This is a genomic window from Xylanivirga thermophila (genome assembly GCF_004138105.1).
Taxonomy (GTDB): Bacteria; Bacillota; Clostridia; order Caldicoprobacterales; family Xylanivirgaceae; genus Xylanivirga; species Xylanivirga thermophila.
The window spans coordinates 111,401-136,197 of the sequence record NZ_RXHQ01000005.1; the positions used below are offsets into that span (position 1 = coordinate 111,401).

Here is a 24,797-nt window from a genome sequence, read left to right on the forward strand (position 1 = left end):
ATATACCATTGGATTCAAAACTTTTGTTACATACTGAACAGACGTCTAACATATTTATCTTCCTTTCATTAATTTAAAATTAGGTGCGCTGATAGTAGTTTTACCTTTTATGCTATAAAAATGCGCATAAAAGACTATATATTTTATGCACAATAGTGTGTAAGTTTATGGTATAATGATCTAAATGTAAAAACTTTTAGTAAGGGGGGCGGACATGGCTACAGAAGTGCAACTCATACAGGAAGCCCAAAACGGTGACATATCTGCATTTGAAGAACTGGTTAATTTATACCAGAAAAAAATATATAACTATTGTTACCGTATGGCTAACAATGAACATGATGCAGAGGATCTTACACAAGAAGTCTTTATGAAGGTATATAGAAGTCTTAGAACATTTAAGGGTAATAGTCACTTTTCAACATGGATTTATAGAATAGCACATAATACATGTATAGATAAATACAGATCTTTAAAAGCCTATAATGTAGTTACACTGGATGGGGAAGACGATCGGGTGAGGGGTATATCTTCTAGTGATCCGCTACCTGATGAACAGGTGGTAAACAAGGAGCATATGGAGATGCTGGAAGAGTGTATTGCCCATTTAAAACCGGATTATAGATCTGTAATCATACTGAGGGATGTACAAAACTACAGTTATCAGGATATAGCTGTTATATTAAATATGCCTTTAGGGACGGTTAAATCTCTTATAAGCCGTGCCAGGCAAGCCCTTAGACAAGAACTTAAGGCTAGGCTGTGAAAGGGGTGATTGTGTATGCAATGTAAAGAAGCAAGGATGCTTATAAGTCCATATATAGATGGCATGTTAAGGAAGGGAGAACAGGAGCTCTTTGAAAAGCATATAGAGACCTGTGGGGCGTGCAGAAAAGAGTTAGAGGATATAAAAGATGTAGTAGCAGAGATAGGAGAATTGCCAGAGCGAGAGTTACCCCAAGGTTTTGAGGATGTATTGCATGACCGGATTTTAAGGGAGGCTGAGATACAAAAAGCCTTCGATGAATGGGATAATCTGGAGGGATCTTTGCAGCCAGAAGGAGAAGATCACAGCAGAAGAAATATACGGGATATTATAAAATGGATAGGATATGCAGCTGCTGTAGTAGCCGTAGCTTTTTCCATAAAGGCCTTTAGCGGTTCATTAAATAATACTAAGAAGAACATGGTTGCTAGAGATGAAACAGCTCAGCAGGAGAATAAGGATATGTTTGCTGCAGAATCGTCTAAGGCAGATAGGGGAACTGACGATGCCGTTAGTAATGATGTCGCTGATGGAAAACTAAAAGCTGATGATAATGGGTTTGTTAAAGAAGATGCAATGGAGAATGAAGAAAAGGCCGAAGATAAATATATAAGAACAGATAAGGTCAACTTGAAGGTAGAAGATGTATGTGTCACCCCTAATTCCCTTGAAATAGCTGTGGCGAAGTATGATATAGATGTAGTGGAGACGTATAATAATGGAATAAAGGTAAAGGTATCAGATAAAAAGGACAGGGAAAACTTGTACCAGGCCATTAATATGCAGGGTATAATAGAGGATATGGGAGAAGATACGGATTCTCAATATGTAACAATTATTATAAAAAAATGAGATGTTTTTGACAGGAGTTAATTTTATATGCGTAAAAAAATAGTAATTATTTCTTTAGCCATAGTTTTGGTTGTAGCAGGATGGGCAGTATATGAGCTACTTGCAGACCATTCTGATATGTGGAATACACAAAAGATACTGGTAACGGTAAAAAATACTGGGCAGGTAAAGGAAATAGATGATAAGGAAACTATAAAAAAAATAGTCCGTGTGGTACTTGACAGGGAACAGCCGGGAGATATGGATATGCTAGATGAATTGGTAGATAGACCATATACCTATTCATTGGAGTTTTTTACTCAGAATGAGGGTTATGGCCCCCTTTTATGTTATAAGGATATAAAAATATGTCAATTTGAGGAGGATACACTGGGCTATTATATAGAGGTTTCAGATGATTTTTTTAAATTGATAGAAGATTATATGAAATAGATACAAAAAATGCATCGCCATGGTATACGATATGGTGATGCATTTTTTTATATATTAATTTTTCAAACTTATGGTATAAGTGGTAAAAGTATAGTGAATAATATATGTATAGTTTATAAGATGGGAGGAATATACATGGCAAGCAAACAGCTTATAGAGCTTATGAAACAGGAAGTTGATAGTGTCAGGGAGTCTAGATTACCAATGGTAAAGGCATTTGAAAGCATAGCAAAAAAGACTGGATTGAAACCTAATACCGTTCGTAACTATTATTACAGATATATATATGATAAACAGGATAAAAATATAGGCATACCTGCAGGAAGGAGTTTTACTCCACAAGAAGTGGATGATCTAATGATAAGTATGCTGGTGGCTCAAGGGCATGGTCAATCGGTGCGTGGATGTGCCAATCAGTTAAGTGGAGGTGATCCAAAGCTTCTCATACGCCTTCAAAACAAATATAGAAATGTTATTGCTAGTAAAAGGGAATATGTAAATGAACTTATGGCTAAGATGCAGGCTGAAGGTATGACATTTTATAATCCGTATACAAAGCAGTATATAAATGGTAATAGTTCTTTGGAGCAATGGGATAGTGATGATATATTGGACAGCATCAGTAGATTTGTATCCAATATACAGAAGATAAACAATTCATCTTTGTATAGTCTGATTAATGGATTAAAAAATTTAAGCCAGATGGCATTGGATGGTATGGATTATGGGCGTGAGCAATACCAAAAACGTCTTTCTGTGCTAGAACAGGATATAAAAGAAAGGGATAAAAAAATATATGAGATTAACAACCAAATATTAATCTATAAAACTCAACTAGATGAACAAAGACATAAAACAAATAGGCTAATATCCATGTTTAGACAGCTTATTGCCATAAATAGGAGGTTTTTGGATCTATCAAGTACTGGTAAAATTTCAGAGTTAAATGAATATATATCTGAATTGGGAGATTATATAGAAAGCTATAAACTAGCAGAAGAAGAATAAAAATAGGAAAATGTGCATTGATTGGGCATACCCTAGATGGTATAATGTACCTATATATAGCAAAGATCATAAGGTTTCAAGCATTGCTTGAATTAAAAGGGAAAGCGGTGAAAATCCGCTACAGCCCCCGCTACTGTGAATGGTGATGTATAGACATGTACCACTGGCCATATAAGGCTGGGAAGGTGTCGGTTACAGATGAACCATAAGTCAGGAGACCTGCCTATGGTTATGTTATTATTCCTTCGGAGGGAAGGATTGGATACATATATGGGTAAAAGCACTCCAGTCCTTTTGGGTTGGAGTTTTTTTATTGTATAAATTTTATAAAGGAGCCTATGAGTATGTTAAGAAAGATTAACCTAAGGTATATTATACCTATTTTAGCTATTACCTTTATTATGTTTAGTATAGTTGCTTGCAGTAGTGGAGATGCTAATATATCTAAAAAGGATGATAATGTTAGGATAGGGGAAGAAGCTAATGGGCAAAAAGTATCATATCCATTTGAATATACCGATGTGGTGGATAGAAAAGTGACTATAGAAAAGCAACCAGAAAGGATAGTATCCTTATCCCCTAGCAACACGGAGATATTGTGTGCATTAGGTCTTGGGGATAAGCTAGTGGGGGTTACAGACTATTGTGATTATCCAGCGGAGGTCCTATCAAAAGAAAAGGTAGGAGATTATAGTCAGCCTAATATAGAAAAAATAGTAGCATTACAGCCTGATATGGTATTTGCAAATAATGGCATGCAACATGAAATAATATACAAACTGGAGGAGGCCAACATACAGGTTGTTGTATTTGGTGGGGATACCTTTGAGGGGGTATATAGATCTATACTGGATGCAGGTAAGATTACAAACACACAAAAAACGGCCAGTGAAATAGTAAATAATATGAAAAATAGAGTTGATGAAGTACAGAAAAAGCTCAAAGGTGTAGAAAAGAGGAGCTGTTATTTTATAGTAACCTTTGGCGATAGTGGTAATTGGACTGCAGGACCTGGAAGCTTTATAGACGAGATGATAAATAAGGCAGGTGGGGAAAATATAGCAGGCGATACAGAATCCGCTTGGGCGGAATATTCTATAGAAAAGCTTGTAGAAAAAAAACCTCAGGTTATACTGATGTCAAAGGCGGCAGGAGATGTGGAAGAATTAAAAAATACTTCAGGTTATAAGGAGTTAACAGCTGTAAAGGAAGGAAATGTAAAACTTTTGGATGATAATCTTGTAAGTAGGCCAGGGCCTAGACTGGTTGATGGTCTGGAAGAAATAGCAAAGGCAATTCATCCTGAAATTTTTAAATAGCTATGGAGAAGAGAAATATGTCGTTTATAGAGAATAAAAGGAAATACAGGATAGGGATTTTGATCCTTCTAATAGTACTCTTTGTAGTTATAATATTTAGTTGTTCAGTTGGAGCTGCAGATATTGCAATAGCCGATGCTGTACGAATAATATTTAAACCGTATAAATATAAGGGCGCTATGCACAGTGTTATATGGAATATAAGGATGCCCAGGGTTTTATTATCCGTACTGGTAGGCTCGTCACTGTCTGTGGCGGGAGTGGCATATCAAGGGCTATTTAGGAATCCTATGGCAGAGCCATATATACTTGGAATATCGGCGGGAGCTGCCTTTGGTGGTACACTTAGCATTGTCCTTGGAATAACAAATATTATAGGAATAGGTGGTACTAGTGCAATGTCCTTTTTAGGTGCTGTAGGGACAACTTTTTTGGTCTATAATCTAGGTAGCCATAAGAATAGAATATCTATGACATATCTATTGTTATCAGGTATTGCCATAAGCTCCCTTCTATCTGCTTTAATATCACTTATAATGATATTTAACAGGGAAAAGCTTAATAATATTATTATGTGGACTATGGGTAGTTTTACAAGCGCCAATTGGAGCAAGGTTATTGTAGCTTTAATATCTACATTTATAGGGGCGTCAGGTATATATTATTTTGCTAAGGATTTAAATCTAATGCTTTTTGGGGAAGAAAATGCGCAAAACCTTGGTATAAATATTGAAAAAACTAAAAAGATACTGCTAATTTTAGCTTCCCTAATTTCGGCTATTGCCGTATCTGTAAGCGGTATAATAGGCTTTGTAGGACTTATAGTTCCCCATGCAATTCGTCTAATTGCAGGGCCGGATCACAGGGTATTAATACCATGTTCAGTATTGGCTGGTGGCATATTTCTTGCCATAAGTGATACCTTGGCGAGGATACTGGCAATACCGATGGAAATTCCTGTTGGAGCAATAACGGCAGTATTTGGAGCGCCATTTTTCATATATCTACTAATAAAAAGCAAAAGATCGTCTGCTAGTATATAGGAGGCAAGTAATATGGGAGCTATTGAGATTAGAAACTTAAGCTGGAACTTTGAAAATAAAAGTATTTTAAAAAATATCTACTTAAATCTTGAAAAAGGCGAGTTTACCAGCATTTTAGGACCAAATGGTTCTGGAAAAACTACGCTCCTAAGGACCATATCTACCTGGTTAAAGCCTAGAAAGGGAACTATATATTTAGAAGGCAAAGATGTGCTGTCGTTTAGCAGCAAGGAGTTATCAAAGCATATGGCCTTTGTTCCTCAAAATACTAATATAGATTTTGAGTTTTCTGCACTAGATATTGTACTTATGGGTAGATGGACACATCTGAAAAATTTGGAAAATGAGAGTCTCGAAGATTTAGAAATAGCAAGGGAAGCTATGAATATTACAAATACATGGGAGTTCAGAGATAGAATAATAAACACGTTAAGTGGAGGTGAACGACAAAGGGTAATAATAGCTAGAGCCTTAGCAACACAGGCAAAAATACTGATCATGGATGAACCTGTATCCAATCTTGATATATATCATCAAATGGAAATATTAAGTATTATAAAATCCTTACAGCACGATAAAAAACTAACCGTTGTTACAGTGCTCCATGATGTAAATTTGGCCAGCCAGTACAGCGATAAAATAGTTTTTATGAAGGATGGATTTATAAAAAGCTATGGGGTTCCAGAAAAGGTATTGACCAGAGAGAATATAAATGATGTATATGATATAGATGTGTATATGACTAGACATCCTGTTATGGACTGTCCTTATGTTATTCCCTTGTGTACAAACAAAAAACAAGACACAGATAATGGAAAAATAATTATGTTTGACAGTATAAAAAACTTAAGAAATGGCAAATAAACTACTTACCATTTCTTTTATAGAGCTTCCTACGAGCTTCTAACCCCTGAAGGAAAGTAAAGAGTAGTTCTTCCTCTTCTTCATATAATTGTTCCATTTTTTTTAGGATGAGAGCACATTGAAGTCCTATTGTATTTTCTAGTTGATCGGATTCTCTTATGGATATAGCTTTTTTAGAAGGTTTATACCCTATTAAGTAATCTATGCTTACATCGTATATTTCTGCAAATGCTTTTAACATATCTACATCTGGAGTGCGTTCATTTCTTTCATAATTGGAAAGGGATGCATTGGTAATTCCTAAAAGTTTTGCTGCTTGTATCTGAGTCCATCCCTTTTCTTCACGTAACATGCGAAGTCTTTCTCCTAGTAATCTATCCATTGCTACCATCCATTTCTATTTATATATTTTAATTTTACCATGGGGGAAAAAAATATCCTTTGTTTTAAACAAAATGAATATAGAGGCTTGATTTTAACTTAATGTTTATCTATAATAGGGGAAGGTCAATCAACAATAAAAATTAAGCATACATAAGGAGATGAATATAAAATGATATATAGGGATCTACCCGAATATAAATGCGAACAGGTGATTGATTCGTATGAAGCTGCTAAGAAAGAATTAAGATTTCTGACAGATAAAGTAATGTTATCCTGTAACCGAACAAATATTTCCTTATTTAGCGATGTTGTAGATTGTTTATCAAATGATGATAAAAAACATGGTGATAAAATGGCTTACAATATGATACATGCACTTAATAATATAGAAGATGTGACTATGGATATGTGTAAAAGTATAAACACCCTTGCTACCGAATTGTTTGTGCTTTATAATGATTACGGCATAAAAAAATAAAGGGTGATGAATAATTGGAAAATATAGGAATTATAGCAGACTTTGACGGTACAATAACAAGGCTTGATTCCAATGATGGATTGTTTAAAAAGTTTGGCAATACAGAAACAATGGAAATTGAGCAGGCAGTGAGGGAAGGGCGAATAAGCCTCAAGGACGCATTTATCGAACATTTTAAACGCTTAAAATTAACGGAAGGGGAGTATGAAGATTTTATATGGGATAATATACATTTAGCCAAAGGATTTAGAGAGTTTTATGCCCATGTAGAGGAGATGCAAATTCCTTTTGCAATCGTAAGTGGAGGATTTACAAATGCCATTGATCTGGTTCTGAAGAGGGAGAATATTAAGGGAATAAAGGTTTATGCAAATAGACTGGTATTTAATAATGCGGATATAAATGTAGAGTTTGTGAATAAAATTGATGAATGTATCACTAGTTTGGGACCATGTGGTAATTGCAAACTAAAAAATCTAATGGATTTTAAGACATTTTGTAAAGAGGTTATTTTTATAGGTGACGGTATAACCGATAGATGCATTGCAGCAGATGCAGATATAGTGTTTGCAAAGGATGGCTTGGCTGATTATTGTAAAGAACAAAGCATACATTTTATACCCTATAATGATTTTTATGATGTATCCCGTTTGATATTTGGTGAAGGTATGGAGAATAATAACTAGAGAAAAATATCTTTCGAAAGGACGGGGTTGAATGGAACAGTATTTTGTAGATATCCATGTGCACGTCGGTAGGTCTTCAAATGGTAGGATGATAAAATATGGTACATCGAGGGACCTTACATTAAAGAATATTGCCTATGAATCTAGATATAGAAAGGGTATAAATGTTATTGGAGTGGTGGATTGTATTTCCCCATGGATAATAGATGATATGGAGGATATGCTGGAACGTGGCGAGTTGGAGGAGATACCAGATGGTGGGATGATATATAAAGACGATCTGGTAATATTAGCAGGCGCTGAGATAGAGACTAGAGAACCTTCATATGGATGCAGTGTTCATTCTTTGGTTTTCATGCCTGATTTTAAAGGCATAAAAGAGTTGTCAAATATAATGAAAATGCATATGACTAATATGGAAAACAATGCTATCATAAGCAGGCTATCAGGTAGAGAGCTTATTGACATAGTAGATGATTTGGGAGGTATATATATACCAGCCCATGTATTTACACCATATAAAGGATTCTATGGTGCCTGTACTGACAGGCTTATCAATGTGTTTGGAGATGCTCTGGATAAGATCTTTGCCATAGAGTTAGGATTGAGTGCGGATACATATATGGCCTGTCAGGTATCAGAGCTTGATAAAATGGCACTTACCAGCAATTCTGATGCCCATTCTCTTTCTAAAATGGGGCGGGAATACAATATCCTTGAGATGGATCATTTGAGTTATACAGAGGTTATAAAAGCATTAAAGGGTGAAGATGGTAGGAGAATAGTATCAAATTACGGTTTAAATCCAGTGCTAGGTAAATATCATAGGACATTTTGTCTTGAATGTGGACATATTATTGATGCACATCCACCGGTTACTAAATGTCCAAACGATCCTAAGCATAAAGTGGTTATGGGCGTTAAAGATCGATTAACGGTTATTAGAGATAGGGAGGATTGTCCCATAGAATTAAATCGCCCGCCTTACCATTATCAAGTGCCCCTTGAGTTTTTACCTGGAGTAGGGCCCAAGACCATAGGGAAACTCCTGGATAAGTTTGGCACAGAAATGAATATACTGCATAGGGCGACTACTGATCAAATAGCCAGTGTAGTAGGTGAAAAGGTGGCTGATATGGTTATAAAAGGGCGGGAGGGAAAACTTAATATAGCACATGGTGGCGGAGGTGTATACGGAAAGGTCATTAGCTGACCTTTTTTTTATCTTATAAAAATATTTTTGATGTGATAATATAGATTGGAGAATGATAGGAGCAGATAAGGGGAGATTTTTTTATGATTTGTATAACTACAGCTCTTATATGGGAGGCCAAGCCAATAATAGAGTTTTATAGCATGAAACTTTATCATGAGAGTCCCCCATTTAAAGTATATAGGGGAGAGGATATAGTTTTGGTGGTAAGCGGAACAGGCAAGGTAAACGCAGCAACTGCTACTGCCCATGTACTTACCCTTTTAGATAATTTAGATGATTGGGCTGTCGTAAATATAGGTATATGTGGTACAAGATCAAAGAATTTGCCCATAGGTATGCCACTTCTTATAAACAGGGTCATAGATAATGGAACAGGTAGAGAGTTTTTTCCAGATATATTGCTTGACCATTCTATGAAGGAAGGAAATATAATGACATATGATCGGGTGATAGACGAAGAGGCAGATGTGCCCCATGATACCCAATTGCTAGATATGGAGGCTGCAGGTTTCTTTGAAGGAGCAGCTCATTTTCTCCCGCCTCATAGAATACAGGCCATAAAGGTTGTATCGGATTATGCCGACGCCTCGATCGGTATAATTGATAGGCATTTTATAGAAAAATGTATAGGGGATGCAATGCCTTATATAGATATATTCTTAACAAATTTAAATACATTCTTAAAAACCACTCTGGGGAATGGTTTGGATCATAATGATATGGTAAAATTAGAACGCATAAGAAGTCATTTGCATTTAACATCCACCCAATATTATCAGTTAAAGGATATGGCATATAGATATAAGTTGATGAATAAAAGGGATTTGCCAGACTTTCAAAATATAATGGATATGGAGATAAAGGTAAAACAGGAAGGTAAAAGGGCATTTGATATGATAAAGGCGGTGCTTTTAGATGAATAACTTTTCACACATATATATAGAAAAAGATGCTATAGACTATCCGGTTACAAAGGAGATATTAAGGCGATTTAAAAATAGTAGCATCATATATATAAATCATTATAAGGATGTATTTAATAGATCTAGGCAGAATTTTATGCTGCAGAAAAGATCCCAAAATCTTATCCTTGCTGTAAAGCAATCCCTATTTTTATATGAGGGACCGGATATATGTCAGAATTTTGGACATAAAAATTTTTACTATGCATCTACCATATTAAATTGCATATATGACTGTCACTACTGTTATCTTCAGGGTTTATATCCTTCTGCCAATATAGTGGTCTTTGTGAACATAGATGATTTTTTTATGGAGGTAGATAAATTTTTATACAAAGAACCTATTTATCTTTGTGTATCCTATGACACGGATCTCATGGCACTTGAGGGAATTATCCCCTATACTTCCAAGTGGATAAGGTTTGCAAAGGCAAGGCCGAAACTATTGATGGAAGTACGCACAAAGAGTGCTAATTATAAAACGATAGGGGATATGGAGCCATTAGAAAATGTGATACTTGCATGGACTCTATCTCCAAAGGAGATAATAGAACGCTATGAAGCTAGAACTCCTTCGTTAGATGCACGTCTAAAGGCAGCAAAATTGGCAATGGATCAAGGATGGAACGTGCGTATATCAATAGAGCCCATAATAAATATAAAAGGGTGGCGGGAGATATATAGGACATTTATAGAATATATATTTGCCTATCTTCCATCTAATGCTATCTATGATATAAATCTTGGACCATTTAGAATGAATAGGGAGTATTTTAAGACGATATATAAATTTAGAGCTGATACGGACGTATTTTGTCTGCCTATGGAATGCAAAGGCGATGTAGTATGCTGTAGCAATCAAAATAATATGGTACAATATATGTATGAAATCATATCAAAGTATTATCCTCAAGATAAGATCTATATCTAATTAAAGCACTATTTTTTTTATAGAAGGGGAGATATATATGTCTAAGATAAGTATAAAGTCGGCACCTAGCATAGAGTATGGAGAGTGTGTACGGATAGCGAATGGCTCCATAGATTTAGTAGTAACAGTAGGTACAGGGCCAAGGATTATAAGGTTTGGCTTTACAGGCGGACCAAATGAATTTTGTTCAGGTGTTCAAAATATTACCCCTGTGGAAGATGATTTTTGGTATATACATGGTGGTCACAGGTTTTGGCATAGTCCAGAGAATATGCCTAGAAGTTATATGCCCGATAATGATCCTGTACAATGGGAGGAGATATCAAATGGTATAAGGGTAGTACAAAAAGTAGAGCCATGGGTGCAGATACAAAAAGAGATGGAAATTACCATGTGCCCCGACAGCAATAAGGTGCGGGTAATGCACAGACTTACAAATAAAAATGCCTGGCCAATAGAGTTATCTGCATGGGGACTTTCTGTCATGGCGCCTGGTGGTAAGGAGATAATACCTCAGCCAAATAAGGATACGGGACTTTTACCTAATAGGGTATTGTCCCTTTGGCCATATACCAAGATGAATGATCCTAGGGTTTATTGGGGAGATAAATACATAACACTGACCCATGATCCATCTATGGAAGCTCCTTTTAAGATTGGTCTATCCAATGAGCATGGATTTGCAGCATATTTTAACCATGGTAATCTATTTATACTAAGATACAAGCATCAAAAAGATGCTACATATCCGGACTTTGGTGTATCTTATGAGACATATACTACTGATTTTATGGTGGAGATGGAAACATTATCTCCTTTGACCAAGCTCCCGCCTGATGGAAAATTAGAGCATTTAGAGGAGTGGGAGCTAGTAGGAGGCGTAGATATGCCGGATAATGATGAAGATAAGATTCAGGAAATAGCAAGTAAATTTCTAATATAGAAATAAGGTTGTTTTTTAGCAGTATGATAAATTTTATGGAACTTAGCAAGCAAAAATTACAAATAATTAAGTGGTAATATATATAGCAATATGCTATTATAGTACAGTAATACTAAATACTTAATATAATTTATGCATAACGGAGGGATTTTTATATGGGTAAGGTAAAGATAGGCATTATTGGTGCAGGATCCATAAGTCAATTTCATATCCATGGTTATCAACAATTGCCGGATGTAGAACTCACAGCCGTATGTGATATTAATGAGGAACGGGCTAAATTAGCAGCAGAAAAGTATGGTATACCTCATGTATTTACTGATTTTAATGAGATGCTAAAAAGTGTAGAGTTAGATGGCGTAAGCGTGTGCACATGGAATAATGCCCATGCTCCTGCTAGTATTGCTGCTCTTAAAGCAGGGGTAAATGTACTCTGCGAAAAACCCATGGCTATGAATGCAGGGCAGGCTGAGGAAATGCTTAAGGTTTCAAAGGAGACTGGCAAACTTCTCATGATAGGTTTTGTAAAGAGATTTGAGGACAAAACACAGCTGGTTAAAAAATTAGCTGATAACGGTGAGTTTGGAGATATCTACTATGCAAAGATAGGTTATACTAGAAGGCGTGGAAATCCTGGTGGTTGGTTCTCCAATAGGGAGCTCTCCGGTGGTGGTCCATTGATAGATTTAGGTGTTCATGTAATTGATCTGGTTAGGTATGTAATGGGTAAGCCCAAGGCAGTATCAGCTTATGGTAATACCTTTAATAAAATAGCTTCTAGGACAGATATAGTTCAGACTGGTGACTACAAAGCAGCTTCCAATCAGGGTGAAGATATAAACAACGTAGAAGATGCGGCAGTAGGTGTAATAAATTTTGATAACGGTGCTACCGTAACATTAGAAACCAGCTGGGTACAGCATGTAAAGGAAGGGCAAACGTACTTAGAGCTATATGGCTCAAAAGCAGGTATATCTTTAGAACCCAAAGTAGAAATATCCGGTGAAAAGGATGGTATGATGATAGATTGGGCACCTGTAGTATCATTTAATGATGATTTTCAGACCATATTTGATAGGGAAGTGGCCCATTATGTAGATTGTATAAAGAACGGTACAATCTGTAGAAATCCTGCAGAGGATGGAGTGGAAGTTATGAAGATATTGGATGCTGTATATGAATCTGCAGAGACTAAAAAAGATGTAAAAATAAAATAATTTTAATATTGAGATAGGTTATTAACTCTAAATATAAAAGGCTATGCAATAATATTGCATAGCCTTTTATTACATCACTGTACCGTGGCACTTTTTATATTTCTTGCCGCTATGGCAAAAGCAAGGGTCATTTCTTTCCCATTTAGTATCACAGAAAAGCTTTTGTTGTTCATTATTCTGTGTTTTAATTTCATGGGCAAGTTCTTTAAGCTTTGGAATAGCATGATCATAAAATTTTTTCCATCCGCTGCATAGCCAACTTATATTCTTAGGGTTGTTTCCGGCATATATTCTATGTTTTAGACAATCACCTGAACAGTACATAAGATGGGGACAACTATTACATAGGTGGTTCCACTCATTTTTCTGCTGTCCGAATGCTCCGTATAGCGATGAATTTTGAAAAGTTTCCCAGCCTGTATCCATTATGTTCCCTAATTTTAATTTGGGGTCGACAAAAAAGTCACAAGGATATATATCGCCATTGTGTTCTACCACAAAATAATGTCTACAGTCTCCTGCCATGGTACAGGTACTATAGTTGCCATACATCATAAATTCCAGTAAAGAATCAAAAAGTCTTATGGATACTTTAAATACTCCAGTTTTAAGCCATTCATCAAACAATTCACACAAAAAATCGCCCCAGGCATCTCCTGTAATGGCAAAGGGAAGCATATTTCCCCCCTCATCGAATTCTACACAAGGGATATATTGATGAAAGAAAAGACCCATATCGCATAGATAGTTATATACCTCTTTGGCATGGCCTACATTGGCTTCATTTACCAGAGTAAGTATATTAAACTCAACCTTATTTCTATTGAGGCAATCTATAGCAGATATGACCTTATGATGTGTACCTTCCTGCCCTGCGTCTTTTCTATATTTGTCATGTATATAGGCAGGGCCATCTAGGCTTAGACCTACTAAAAAATTATATTCATGAAGCAACTTTGCAAAACTATCATCTAGAAGCGTACCATTGGTCTGTAGCCCATTGCTTACTACACTACCCTTTTTACCATATTTTTGCTGAAGGGATACTACTTCTTCAAAAAATTCCACTCCCATTATAGTAGGTTCTCCACCCTGCCAGCCGAATGCATATAGGGGTTGCGGTGTGGACATATAAGATGATATCACCCTGTCTAGAGTTTTTCTATCCATCCGATGCACAGAACTTTCAGGATATAATCTGTATTTATCAAAATAAAAACAATAGGTACATCTTAAATTACAGTCTGCAGATGCCGGTTTTATAAGCAGTGAAAAAGGTTTTACAGGCATAAACATCTTCTCCATCTATTAAGTATTATTATTTAATATTCTAACATACATTAGACTTGTTTTCACTGCAATTTAATAAAAAATATAGATATATGCTGGCTATTGCTGTCTTTGGATACGCTAGGGCTACAAGCCTTCTCAATTTATCTGGTTTTTCGCTGTCGATGTCTGTATTAGATAGATAAAGTGGAAGGAATTTTTTATCTATGCGTAATTTGGCCAATAGTGGTTTATCATTTTGTTGTGCTTTTTCATAATGTTTTGAAATCTCTATGCCTATTTGTTTTTTATACGTATTAAATTCATAGCTATTTTGCATATCATAGTATTTTTCTATGATATGCTCATTAAGATCTTGTAGAGTATATATCTTTGTTTTATCCACTTCTAGCTGCTCGGCAGTAATTTCTGCCATTGCAATGCGCCATGCAATCTTTATATCAAGGGTTGGATCTGCGTATCTGTTTATAAATCGTATCATCTTATCGGTTATTACATTGTTTATAGGTCCTCTAGGGGTTATATCCATGTTTACATTAGCTCCTAATATCTCACATATCTCCTGTATGCTTATACAACCGTCAAATGCGTAGGAATTTTCATAATTTCCTATTGGATTATTTGCTATATAAAATGTTTTACCCTTAATTATGCCAAATACTTTCATTGTATCTGCATATCCTATATCGATATTGGTTTGGGCTCTTTTGGGATTAAATTCCAATGGACGTCCAAGGTCATGATCACTCTTTATGGTAATAATATTAAGGTCATCTTCCTTGGCTTTTTTTGTGGGAGTACCAAACCCTGTTATATCCACTACTATTATATCTTTTATTCCCTTTGATGCCATGAGGGATATGGGGACATTGTCATATATACCGCCATCTATGAATTTCTTATTATCTATTTCGATGGGTTTAAAAGCAGGGAAACAGGCACTAGCAACCAGATATTCAACTAGTTTGCCCTTTGGTATGTCTTCCTTAAAAATCTGTAAGGGTTTAAAGTCGCTTAATGAGAATGTGACAAGGCCCAAATCTATAGGAGATTTACGTACTTTATCCTCGTTTATGTATTCTTTTAAAAGCCTTATAAGAGGGGTTATATCCAAGCCCCCAGATGTTAGAGCATTTTTTATTACTGTAAATATATTGGTATGCTTTTTATACATCTCTTTAGATTCCCACAGGTCTTTTTGTATATTTATTATATATTCTACTGACATGCTGCACCATCCAAAACTGGTAAGGGCAAATTCCCCTTGAGTTATCATGGCGCCATTGAGTGCACCTACCGATGTCCCAGTAACCGCTTTTATAGGGATTCCCAAGTCCCTAAGTGCTTGCCACACACCTATTTCATAGCTTCCCTTTGCACCGCCTCCTGATAGCACCAAACCGTATCCGTCCATACATATCATCTCCCATATTGCCTTTTTTAGTTTGGTTCAAATAGTATCATAGCATATATTAAGGGAAATGTATATATTATGTAAACTACATAATCACGTTTGATATCAATCAGTTTTGTGTTATATGTAACTGTGAGGCAAATATTTTGCTATTAGTTTTTTCATTTACTCCCTCTATGAATATTATTCCTTCGTCTGTAATACCTGTATATTTGTATAGCGTTATAGTATCTCCAGGCAACGATTCGTTCATATAGCAGATTTGTATGGATTTTGCACTATGGTTTTTTAGATCTTCCATGGTAAAGCAATCCATTATAAAATCAATGTATTTAGAGTTATTTAGATGTCCGTTCATATCGATATCACTGCAGCCAATGACCCTCCTGTATGCTATTTTAGGTTGGCCTGAGGGCCTTATTTTTCCCAATGTGCAATCAATAGCCCGTTCTTTGATTATCTTAGGGTAGTCTATGGCTATAGTTTCTGATCTCTTTATTTCCCGAGTTTCTACGTCAACTATTACCCACATGGATATGGCTTTTGCAATTATATTGCCTTGTATATCCTTTATATAATAGTCCCTTTCGAATTGAAATCTTTTTGGAATTTGAGGCCATGTTTCAAGTATTATCTCTTCATCCCATATTGGGTATCGGAGCATGTCTACCCTCATACGTATTAACACCCAAGCAACTCCATGTTCTTCTTCTATGGTATTAAAGCCTATTCCAAGGTTATCTGCATGTAGTCCTGCGATTTCTTGGAAATAATTAAAGGCAGCACTTAGCTTTAGTTTCTTTGTAAAATCAACATCATTTACTAGTACCTGATACTCTTTTGTATATTTTGAAACAGGATCCATGATAGATACCTCCTGTATTTATGAAAAATGCTTTACTTCCAATTATAACACCATCTCTAGTAAAAGTTAATTAAATAAAAATAATTAATTCAAAACCAGTGAATTAGTTGATATAATATAGAGTATAAAATGACGGAGGTGGAGATATGGATGTACGTTTTGTAGAAGAAAAATATGTTGATGATATAAATAGACTAATGAGGTATTGTTTTAACCTTTCTAATGATGCTCCTGGGTGGTTTACGAAGGAAACCTTAGGTGAAAATCATACAATAGGAGCATTTGAAGGGGATAATTTAGGGGCATCCATTTGTGCATGGCCATATCATATATGGTTTAATGGCAAGGAAGTGGGAATGGGCGGTATTGGGAATGTAGCTACTTTTCCTGAATATAGATATAAAAAATGCGTAGGTAGTCTCCTTGTAAAATCCTTAGAGATTATGAGAAAACGGGATCAGATATTTTCATTGCTTGGCCCATTTTCGTATAGCTTTTATAGAAAATATGGCTGGGAGATGGGATATCACTATAAGATATATACATTTGAGATGGATGACTTCAAAAAATTTAAAACTGTATATGGTAGTTATCATATATTAGGTGAGGAAAACATAGATGAAATGGATAGGGTATACAGGTCATTTATACACAGGTATAATGGTACCGTTATAAGGGATAGGAATATTTGGAAGAAGATACTTAAAGATCAAGATAAGGGGACAATACATCGATATGGGGTATATAGTGATTGCGGGGAGTTAGAAGGATATCTATTCTATAATATAAACGATGGGATTTTTCATATAAAAGAGCTCGTATATAGTTCATTAGAATCTAAAGAGGCTTTGTTTAGATTTATATATCTGCATAATGCTCAGGCTTCTAAGATACAATGGATGGCCCCTAGTGATGACAATACTCTATTTATCATTGATAATCCTAGGAAGGATGTAAAGATGGTACAGGGTATGATGATTAGGGTAATAGATGTTAAAAAGGTGCTCAAGCTATATCCTTTTAGTACTAAAGATGCTATTAGTTTTTCTATTAAAGTGGATGATCCATGGGCAGAGTGGAATGATAAGACATTTAAAGTGGATATAGGAGATAGTATCATAGTAGAGGATGATCTAGATGATAGATTTGATATTAGATGTTCTATACAGACCTTTTCCCAACTTATTATAGGATATATAGATATGGTGGAAGGGGCAGAAATGGGGAAGATACAGGGGGATAGAGAAGTTATAGAGAGGGTAGGAGCATTATTTCACAAAAAACCTACCTATATCAATGACTTTTTTTAAAAAAAGATGAACGAACAATTTAAAACCACTTTATACAATATGTGTGGGCAGATATATATACCATATGATCTTAAAAACAGCAAAAAACATAAGATATTGCATATAAGCGATACACCTTATAATATATATGCACCTTTAAATAGACTTATAAAGGCTTTAAAACCTGATGTTATAGTGCATACAGGGGATATGGTAGATGATATAAAACTCGAGATATGCCCATATAAGATAGATGTATATAAAAAAAGTGTAAGGCGTCTTATACGTATATTGGAAAATTCCGGGGCACAGAGTATATATATAGTGCCAGGCAATCATGATGATGGAAAATATATAAAAAAAGAGGCTCCAAGCTTTAATATTATAGCAGAGGGCACATTGATATCCATAGGGGATATGTCGTTTTGCCTGTCCCATGATGGATGTAATATTATAGATGGTGCAATGTACAATCTATATGGACATAGTAAGAATATCCGTACTACAAAAGCAGGTGGTAGCTATTATCTAAATGGTATAGAGCATATTCATGTGCTTTTGTATCCAGATGAGGAGGTATATTATTTACCATATCCAATAGGTACTAATGATGCAAGGTTTAATAGATGTAAGATTTCTATCTAAGGAGGCTTAGAGATGATCTCTACTTTAAGGTATGGGCCAAATTTTGTAGTATTGGGCTCCCGCCAACCAGATGATTTAAATGCCTGTCTTTTGGACATTTTGGATAGTAAAAATGTGCCTCCTGATCAGGCACTTAATTTGGTGTATGAAAATGCCACTGTAGTATTTATAGTACCGCCTAATATGTTACATGCAAGCTTTGATGATGTAAAGTATACGCTTTTTGTATATAAGGGTGCTGATCAGGTGCTTGCTGATATATTAAACCATAGGATAAATCATCTTATGACCGATGTAAGACTGGGGCCGAGCAGTATAATAATGCGTACTGTGGGAAACTACATGAAGATGGTAGAGAATATAGGAGAACGGTATAATGGTAGTATAGCCCCATTTATGGAGTGTTTGGATAATGGTACATCCGACACCAGTATCATAAGCTTTACCGAGCATCCTTTGAATAGGCGGGTGACACTTGACGATTTAAAATCTGAGAGTTTGCTTGTGCCAGTTAGGCCGGATAGATTATACAGGGAACTTAGAAGCTATGCCCTTCGATATTTAAATGAGGCATTGGATGGCGAGGAATGGTATGAGCTCCTTATTAGGATATATGATAAGTTTGGTGCCTATGATTTGCATTTTGAACGGCTTATGCTGGTGCTTGACAGCTTGGAGATAGGAATAGATCTTGGAGAGACTTGGACCAAGGAATATGCCCTTCACCTCATGCCTATTATGGTCTATCAATTGAGGTATATTACAATTACTCCTCCAAGGGAGATGAAAAAGATACTTGTGGGGCTGGAATATTTAGATAATGGAGACAGAATAGTTGATTATGACCTTCATATAAGGAACAGAAAGCTTTCTTGGACCGATGCAGTGGATAGAAAGTTCAAGGGGAAAAAAGAGGCGGGAGTTGAATATAGGAAGCGGATCATGTCCATACTTACCCCTGAAGAAAAGATCAGAATGGAAAGATTGGAAAAGGAGATATCAAAAAGTCGCAGCTAAAAAACTGCGACCAGTATCATCCTAATGTGGTGTCTAAGAACATCATTATTACGAACCCCAAGAGCACGCCGTACGTAGCAAGGCGTTGATATCCTCTAGAATGGGTTTCTGGTATTATTTCATCGCTTATGACAAATAGCATTGCACCTGCAGCAAATGCTAGTGCCCACGGCAGTATAGGTTCAGCTACTTGTACCAGCGCTGCTCCAATAATACCCCCTATAGGTTCTACTAATCCTGTAAGGAGTGCAATAAAAAATGCCTTTGATGGTTTATAATCCTCCCTGAGGAGTGATAGTGCTACGGCAAGGCCTTCTGGCATATTTTGTAGGCCTATACCTATGGCAAGACTAAGACCGTTTTTATAATCCCCCCCGCCAAAGCCTACGCCTACAGCAAGGCCCTCCGGGAAATTATGTATTGTTATGGCTATTATAAACAGCCATATCTTTTTAAGGCTAGATTCTTTACCCTCCATACCTGCTATGGTATGGAAATGAGGTAACATTTTGTCTATGTAGTCAAGGAATATACCTCCAAGCATTACGCCGCCTGCCGTTATGGCAGCGCCTTTTGCTCCTCCACCACCCTTCTCGATTGCAGGTAGTATTAGACTGAATGATGTTGCGGCCAGCATTACCCCGGCGGCAAAACCTAGCATTGCATCTAGGACGCTTTCTTTTATATTTTTTGTAAAGAGTACTGGTAATGCGCCTACTGCAGTGGCCAAGCCTGCTAGCAGACTAGCTAGTGAACCAGTAAGTACTATGTTTTCGCCCAAAATATCATTCCTTTCCCATGTTAATTATTTGCTATTTATATATAAAGCATTAGTTTTTGAAAGAAGGTGGCTAATTGATATATAACCGAAAGAGAAGCCTTATAATCATAAATCTTATATTAATAATAACATTAATTTCTGGATGTAGCATAGAAATTATAGATTACGCCGGTGATGATAGTAAAACAGCGGAACAAAATGTAGATGAAAGTGGAGAGCTATATGCACACTTTTTAGACGTGGGACAGGGTGATGCTATATTGGTACGCTTACCGGGAGGTAAAAATATGCTTATAGATGCAGGACCAAATAGCAGTTCAGATAAAGTGGTAGGCTATTTAAAAAAGGAAGGTATAAAAAAGATAGATGTATTGGTAGGGACGCATCCCCATGAGGATCATATAGGGGGGATGGCGGAGGTTATAAAAAATTTTGATATAGGTAGTATATATATGCCTAAAGTAACCCATACTTCGAAGACATACAAGAGAATGCTAGAGGCTATAAAGGGAAAGAATCTTAAGATAAATAGTGCCATTGAAGGTATGGATATTCCATTGGAAGGGGTAGAGGCAAAGATCTTGGCACCATCTAAGGATATGTCATCTGATAATTTAAACGATTATTCCGTAGTAATAAGATTAGTATACAAGGACACGGTGTTTATATTCCAAGGAGATGCCGAGGCAAAAACTGAAGAACGCATACTCGATGGGGCATATGATATACATGCTGATGTGATAAAGATAGGGCATCATGGTTCTAGAACTTCTAGTACAAAAGAATATATAGACAAGGTAAATCCTAAATATGCCGTTTTGATGCTGGCAGAAGGTAATGACTATGGGCATCCCCACAGGCAGACTATGGAACTATTAAAGGGCAAGGGTATAACCATATATCGTACCGATCAATGTGGTACTATAGTGGCTAAATCCGATGGTAATGAGATATCATTTAACTGTAAACCAGGAGATTATTCCTATCCAAAGAAGAAATGAGGAGGGATATAAATGGAGAAGACGGGAGTGCTGGATCGGATAGAGGGGGATAAGGCGGTAATAGAACTCGATGATGGCAATATCATATGGGTATATGCATGTAATCTTCCCAAAGATGCTAGGGAAGGCAGTGTATTGTCCATAGATGATGATAGAATAATACTCCTTGAGGAAGAAACTAAGAAAAGGCGGGAGGAGATACAAAAACTTATGGACGATCTATTTATCGACTAAAAAACGGAACCTATATGGTTCCGTTTTTTGATATTTTAAGCACTTGTTCAACATCCTTATCCCCTCGACCTGATAGATTAACTACTATGATATCTTGAGGAGATAAATCTTTTGCTAGTTTCTGTGCATAGGCTACTGCATGGGCACTCTCTAGAGCAGGGATAATGCCTTCAACGTGGGAAAGTTCAAAAAATGCATCTAAGGCTTCTTGATCGGTAATAGATACGTATTTAGCTCTGCCCGTGTCCTTATAGAAGCTATGTTCTGGTCCTACTCCTGGATAATCTAGACCTGCTGATATAGAATACACTGGTAGAGGTTGTCCCTTATCATCCTGCAATAAGTATGATTTAAAACCATGTAGTACTCCTGGGCTGCCTTTACATAATGTAGCTGCATGTTTGCCTGTATCTAATCCCTTTCCTGCCGGTTCTACCCCTATCATTTTTACATCTTTGTCCTCATAGAATGGAGAAAAAAGGCCTATGGCATTGCTCCCGCCACCTACACACGCTACTAGATAGTCAGGAAGGCGACCTTCGACTTCTAATATTTGCTTTTTTGTTTCAATGCCAATTATTGATTGAAAATGCTTTACCATAGCGGGGTATGGATCTGGTCCTACGGCAGATCCTAGCATATAGTAGGTGCCTGCGCAGTTCTGTATAAGGTCAGATAGGGCAGCATCTACCGCTTCCTTCAATGTAGCAAGGCCTTCTTCCACAGACACCACATTTGCACCTAAAAGTTTCATGCGAAATACATTTAATGCCTGGCGGTCCATGTCTTCTTTTCCCATATATACCGTACAGTCCATATCAAACAAAGCACAAGCTGTGGCAGTGGCTACACCATGCTGACCGGCTCCCGTCTCTGCAATTATACGTTTTTTACCCAAACGTTTTGCGAGCAATACCTGTCCTATGGTATTGTTTATTTTATGGGCACCTGTGTGATTTAGGTCTTCACGCTTTAGGTATATCTTTGCACCACCCAACTTTTCGGTAAGTCTTTGGGCAAAGTATAGGGGATTTGGTCGTCCAATATAGTATCTATTGTAGTATTCAAGCTCTGATATAAATGCTGGATCATTTTTGTAATGGTAGAATGCTTGTTTTATCTCTTCAAGCACTTTTACCAATTCTTTTGGAACATATCGTCCACCGTAATTTCCATAATATCCATTTTTGTTTTCCATATATATTCTCCTCTCTTCTCTTCTTGTCTCATCTAATAAATGGTATATTGATATCATCTTACATTATGCACCTTTACATTGTCAATCCCCATTTCATAGGAGTTTTTTAAATGCCAGTGCAGCACTTATATAAAGGATATATCCATTAATATATATATTCTGTATCTATAGTTCTATATTTTTTTGGTGTTGCATTTAATTATACAACGAAAATTCAAATTACGAATTGAATTTATAAATTTTTTGAGTTTCCGCAAAATGCAAAAAGATTAACAAAATAAAAGAATATTACTAAAAAATGTGACTATAATATTTCTTCTACTCCTTTAGGCTTATTTTGCGCACACGAAAGAGACCTAATTTTAAAGGTCTTTTTTGTGTGCTAAATTTTCAAAGTACATATCTATATATTTAGCAAGCTAAATCGAATTTTAGCTGTCTAGGTCCGGAATCTCGAACAGGAAACCAATCCTTAATTCCTGTCCGAGCATAATTTAGCGTCTTGTATAGGCCATCTGCAATCCTATAATAATAGAACCAGACAGTCTTCCTAATTCCTCTTGCATTAGCAATTAATCTATTAGTAAGCTTATTTTTATTTTCAACCATAATGCCAATAAGCCCAATAGCATAGGTCAATAAACTATTTAAATTATTGATAGCTTTTAAGCTTCTTACCCTAAAATTTTCAAAATCAAAACTCTGTTTCTTAAACCGAAAGTATTCCTCAATTCTCCATCTCGACATATAAGTATAAACAATTCCCTTTAGATCTTCTTTATTTTTTATAGGCTTATTGGTAGCAATCATCATAGGCTTTTCTCCTAGTCCATAAACCAATACAAGCCAAACAGGTTCTTTATTGGCTGTCACTTTTACATTCAGGTGACTAGCGTAAACAACAACTTTTGACTTTTTACCTTTATTTCGAAAAGTTAAATTCATCCTAACTTTTCCCTTTCTTGAATCCCTTAAGGTGGTGGATTTATACCATTTACCTTTCCAAAATAATTTGCGTCTTTCTGTAAGACGTATAATATAGTATTGATCTTTTTCATGCATAAATTGGAACATAGAGTTCATATCGTATCCTCTATCAAATACAAATGTTCCCTTCCCATTTATGGATTCTATAACTTTCTCCAAGCCATTAAAAGTTACTGTATTTGTAGATTTATAACTTTTTTCTTTAGATGAATGAACATGGGAAAAGAGGCTCAATGGTTGCTTATTCTCTTTAGATAATCCTACTATTTCAGTAACCATGTATCCCTTCTCATATTTGTTTTCTTTACTTGATCCATCTCTTACTATGCCTAAATCTTCAAATGCTTGCCCATGTGGTTTTATTATGTCAGAATCATCTACTAGTATTACTGGGTCTTCCTCTATATTTTTCACTATTTGCCTAATATAATTTTCATCAATTTGAGGAGAAAGGTCTTTCTCTAGGTTCTGACCTAAACGATCAACAGTATTTATAACTTTGATTGGTTCCTTTAAAGCCTTTGCCATATCACTTAATATCACACTTTTGGAAGACAAAATCCCGAATACACTATCAGCAACGAATTTTCTTTCAACTTTATTTTCTTTTGGAACTAATGATTTTGAGAAATTTACAATTTTCCTTTTGCTTTGGTACACATCTGTGGTAGAATAGTACATAGAAAAGCCTCCTTTGATTTTGTTTAGTAGGATTTTGTTCCCAAACTAATTATACTAAACATTCAGGGGCTTTTCTATGTTTTTGGCATGTTTTATAGCATTTTGAACCATCTTAGTCATATTTTTTACTATAAAATCAAATTTATATCACGGCCATAATTTTTTGCTCTAAATTGCAATATTAAATGCAACACTTTTTGAGAAAATCATACTTATCCATTTACTTCCTCTTGTCAAGGGGAGGGTGGAGATTTTCGAGTGTATACGAGAAAATACTACCCAACCTTGACAACG

The 24,797-nt window shown here is 36.0% G+C and carries 26 protein-coding genes and 1 riboswitch; of the genes, 19 read left to right on the forward strand and 7 right to left on the reverse strand.

Going from position 1 to position 24,797, the window contains the following annotated elements:
- Positions 1 to 214: 214 nt before the first annotated feature.
- The 7 genes from EJN67_RS04520 (at position 215) to EJN67_RS04550 (ending at position 6,284) form a co-directional block, all read left to right on the forward strand.
- Entirely contained in the window at positions 215 to 766 is a 552-nt protein-coding gene (locus EJN67_RS04520) for an RNA polymerase sigma factor (RefSeq protein WP_129722993.1), read from the forward strand.
- Positions 767 to 781: 15 nt separating this feature from the next.
- Positions 782 to 1,618, forward strand: a complete 837-nt coding sequence (locus EJN67_RS04525; RefSeq protein ID WP_129722995.1) for an anti-sigma factor family protein — start codon at positions 782 to 784, stop codon at positions 1,616 to 1,618.
- Between the two features lie 27 nt (positions 1,619 to 1,645).
- On the forward strand, positions 1,646 to 2,050 hold the full coding sequence (locus EJN67_RS04530; protein WP_129722997.1) for a hypothetical protein: 405 nt from the start codon (positions 1,646 to 1,648) through the stop codon (positions 2,048 to 2,050).
- Positions 2,051 to 2,185: 135 nt separating this feature from the next.
- Complete coding sequence (locus EJN67_RS04535; protein WP_129722999.1) at positions 2,186 to 3,058, forward strand: hypothetical protein; 873 nt, start codon at positions 2,186 to 2,188, stop codon at positions 3,056 to 3,058.
- A gap of 54 nt (positions 3,059 to 3,112) precedes the next feature.
- Positions 3,113 to 3,299: riboswitch (cobalamin riboswitch) on the forward strand.
- A 103-nt stretch (positions 3,300 to 3,402) separates the two neighbouring features.
- Positions 3,403 to 4,377: an ABC transporter substrate-binding protein gene (locus tag EJN67_RS04540; RefSeq protein ID WP_165000731.1), complete on the forward strand. Its 975-nt coding sequence runs from the start codon at positions 3,403 to 3,405 to the stop codon at positions 4,375 to 4,377.
- A gap of 17 nt (positions 4,378 to 4,394) precedes the next feature.
- Positions 4,395 to 5,420, forward strand: coding sequence for a FecCD family ABC transporter permease (locus EJN67_RS04545; RefSeq protein ID WP_129723003.1), 1,026 nt, complete (start codon positions 4,395 to 4,397; stop codon positions 5,418 to 5,420).
- A 12-nt stretch (positions 5,421 to 5,432) separates the two neighbouring features.
- On the forward strand, positions 5,433 to 6,284 hold the full coding sequence (locus EJN67_RS04550) for an ABC transporter ATP-binding protein (RefSeq protein WP_129723005.1): 852 nt from the start codon (positions 5,433 to 5,435) through the stop codon (positions 6,282 to 6,284).
- Position 6,285: 1 nt separating this feature from the next.
- Here the strand turns inward: EJN67_RS04550 and EJN67_RS04555 are convergent, their stop codons facing one another.
- On the reverse strand, positions 6,286 to 6,666 hold the full coding sequence (locus EJN67_RS04555; RefSeq protein ID WP_165000732.1) for a helix-turn-helix domain-containing protein: 381 nt from the start codon (positions 6,664 to 6,666) through the stop codon (positions 6,286 to 6,288).
- Between the two features lie 171 nt (positions 6,667 to 6,837).
- On the opposite strand from EJN67_RS04555, the gene EJN67_RS04560 reads away from it, so the two are divergent.
- From EJN67_RS04560 to EJN67_RS04590, 7 genes are all read left to right on the forward strand, one after another.
- Positions 6,838 to 7,146, forward strand: a complete 309-nt coding sequence (locus EJN67_RS04560; RefSeq protein ID WP_129723009.1) for a hypothetical protein — start codon at positions 6,838 to 6,840, stop codon at positions 7,144 to 7,146.
- Positions 7,147 to 7,160: 14 nt separating this feature from the next.
- The gene (locus EJN67_RS04565) at positions 7,161 to 7,832 is read left to right on the forward strand and encodes an MtnX-like HAD-IB family phosphatase (protein WP_129723011.1); all 672 of its coding nucleotides are present in this window, start codon (positions 7,161 to 7,163) and stop codon (positions 7,830 to 7,832) included.
- A gap of 31 nt (positions 7,833 to 7,863) precedes the next feature.
- Positions 7,864 to 9,045, forward strand: coding sequence for an endonuclease Q family protein (locus tag EJN67_RS04570; protein WP_129723013.1), 1,182 nt, complete (start codon positions 7,864 to 7,866; stop codon positions 9,043 to 9,045).
- An 83-nt stretch (positions 9,046 to 9,128) separates the two neighbouring features.
- Complete coding sequence (locus EJN67_RS04575; protein ID WP_129723015.1) at positions 9,129 to 9,971, forward strand: 5'-methylthioadenosine/S-adenosylhomocysteine nucleosidase family protein; 843 nt, start codon at positions 9,129 to 9,131, stop codon at positions 9,969 to 9,971.
- Positions 9,964 to 10,941 carry an SPL family radical SAM protein gene (locus tag EJN67_RS04580; protein WP_129723017.1) on the forward strand — a complete coding sequence of 326 codons (978 nt, stop codon included), beginning with the start codon at positions 9,964 to 9,966 and terminating at the stop codon, positions 10,939 to 10,941. Before EJN67_RS04575 ends, EJN67_RS04580 begins: the two co-directional genes overlap by 8 nt.
- A 37-nt stretch (positions 10,942 to 10,978) precedes the next feature.
- Entirely contained in the window at positions 10,979 to 11,884 is a 906-nt protein-coding gene (locus tag EJN67_RS04585; RefSeq protein WP_129723019.1) for a hypothetical protein, read from the forward strand.
- 155 nt (positions 11,885 to 12,039) lie between these two features.
- Positions 12,040 to 13,101 carry a Gfo/Idh/MocA family protein gene (locus EJN67_RS04590; RefSeq protein WP_129723021.1) on the forward strand — a complete coding sequence of 354 codons (1,062 nt, stop codon included), beginning with the start codon at positions 12,040 to 12,042 and terminating at the stop codon, positions 13,099 to 13,101.
- A gap of 69 nt (positions 13,102 to 13,170) precedes the next feature.
- On the opposite strand, the gene EJN67_RS04595 is transcribed toward EJN67_RS04590, so the two are convergent.
- The 3 genes from EJN67_RS04595 to EJN67_RS04605 form a co-directional block, all read right to left on the reverse strand.
- Positions 13,171 to 14,391, reverse strand: coding sequence for an anaerobic sulfatase maturase (locus EJN67_RS04595; RefSeq protein WP_165000733.1), 1,221 nt, complete (start codon positions 14,389 to 14,391; stop codon positions 13,171 to 13,173).
- Between the two features lie 40 nt (positions 14,392 to 14,431).
- Positions 14,432 to 15,805 (reverse strand): patatin-like phospholipase family protein, encoded by a 1,374-nt coding sequence (locus tag EJN67_RS04600; RefSeq protein ID WP_165000734.1) that lies wholly within the window; start codon positions 15,803 to 15,805, stop codon positions 14,432 to 14,434.
- Between the two features lie 109 nt (positions 15,806 to 15,914).
- On the reverse strand, positions 15,915 to 16,670 hold the full coding sequence (locus tag EJN67_RS04605; RefSeq protein ID WP_129723025.1) for an acyl-[acyl-carrier-protein] thioesterase: 756 nt from the start codon (positions 16,668 to 16,670) through the stop codon (positions 15,915 to 15,917).
- Positions 16,671 to 16,816: 146 nt separating this feature from the next.
- Here EJN67_RS04605 and EJN67_RS04610 point away from each other — a divergent pair, with 146 nt between their 5' ends.
- The 3 genes from EJN67_RS04610 to EJN67_RS04620 are packed head-to-tail and all read left to right on the forward strand — an operon-like array spanning position 16,817 to position 19,621.
- The gene (locus tag EJN67_RS04610) at positions 16,817 to 17,980 is read left to right on the forward strand and encodes a GNAT family N-acetyltransferase (protein ID WP_129723027.1); all 1,164 of its coding nucleotides are present in this window, start codon (positions 16,817 to 16,819) and stop codon (positions 17,978 to 17,980) included.
- Positions 17,981 to 17,986: 6 nt separating this feature from the next.
- Complete coding sequence (locus EJN67_RS04615; RefSeq protein ID WP_129723029.1) at positions 17,987 to 18,604, forward strand: metallophosphoesterase family protein; 618 nt, start codon at positions 17,987 to 17,989, stop codon at positions 18,602 to 18,604.
- Positions 18,605 to 18,616: 12 nt separating this feature from the next.
- Positions 18,617 to 19,621, forward strand: coding sequence for a hypothetical protein (locus EJN67_RS04620; RefSeq protein ID WP_129723031.1), 1,005 nt, complete (start codon positions 18,617 to 18,619; stop codon positions 19,619 to 19,621).
- Positions 19,622 to 19,637: 16 nt separating this feature from the next.
- On the opposite strand, the gene EJN67_RS04625 is transcribed toward EJN67_RS04620, so the two are convergent.
- On the reverse strand, positions 19,638 to 20,402 hold the full coding sequence (locus EJN67_RS04625) for a ZIP family metal transporter (protein ID WP_243641226.1): 765 nt from the start codon (positions 20,400 to 20,402) through the stop codon (positions 19,638 to 19,640).
- Positions 20,403 to 20,476: 74 nt separating this feature from the next.
- Between EJN67_RS04625 and EJN67_RS04630 the strand changes: the two genes are divergently transcribed.
- Together EJN67_RS04630 and EJN67_RS04635 are read left to right on the forward strand one after the other, a co-directional pair.
- Positions 20,477 to 21,403: a ComEC/Rec2 family competence protein gene (locus EJN67_RS04630; protein ID WP_243641227.1), complete on the forward strand. Its 927-nt coding sequence runs from the start codon at positions 20,477 to 20,479 to the stop codon at positions 21,401 to 21,403.
- A 12-nt stretch (positions 21,404 to 21,415) separates the two neighbouring features.
- Positions 21,416 to 21,637, forward strand: coding sequence for a DUF3006 domain-containing protein (locus EJN67_RS04635; protein ID WP_129723033.1), 222 nt, complete (start codon positions 21,416 to 21,418; stop codon positions 21,635 to 21,637).
- 10 nt (positions 21,638 to 21,647) lie between these two features.
- On the opposite strand, the gene trpB is transcribed toward EJN67_RS04635, so the two are convergent.
- Both trpB and EJN67_RS04645 read right to left on the reverse strand, forming a co-directional pair.
- Positions 21,648 to 22,835, reverse strand: coding sequence for a tryptophan synthase subunit beta (trpB, locus tag EJN67_RS04640; protein WP_129723035.1), 1,188 nt, complete (start codon positions 22,833 to 22,835; stop codon positions 21,648 to 21,650).
- 411 nt (positions 22,836 to 23,246) lie between these two features.
- Positions 23,247 to 24,503 (reverse strand): transposase, encoded by a 1,257-nt coding sequence (locus tag EJN67_RS04645; RefSeq protein WP_129723037.1) that lies wholly within the window; start codon positions 24,501 to 24,503, stop codon positions 23,247 to 23,249.
- Between the last annotated feature and the right edge of the window lie 294 nt (positions 24,504 to 24,797).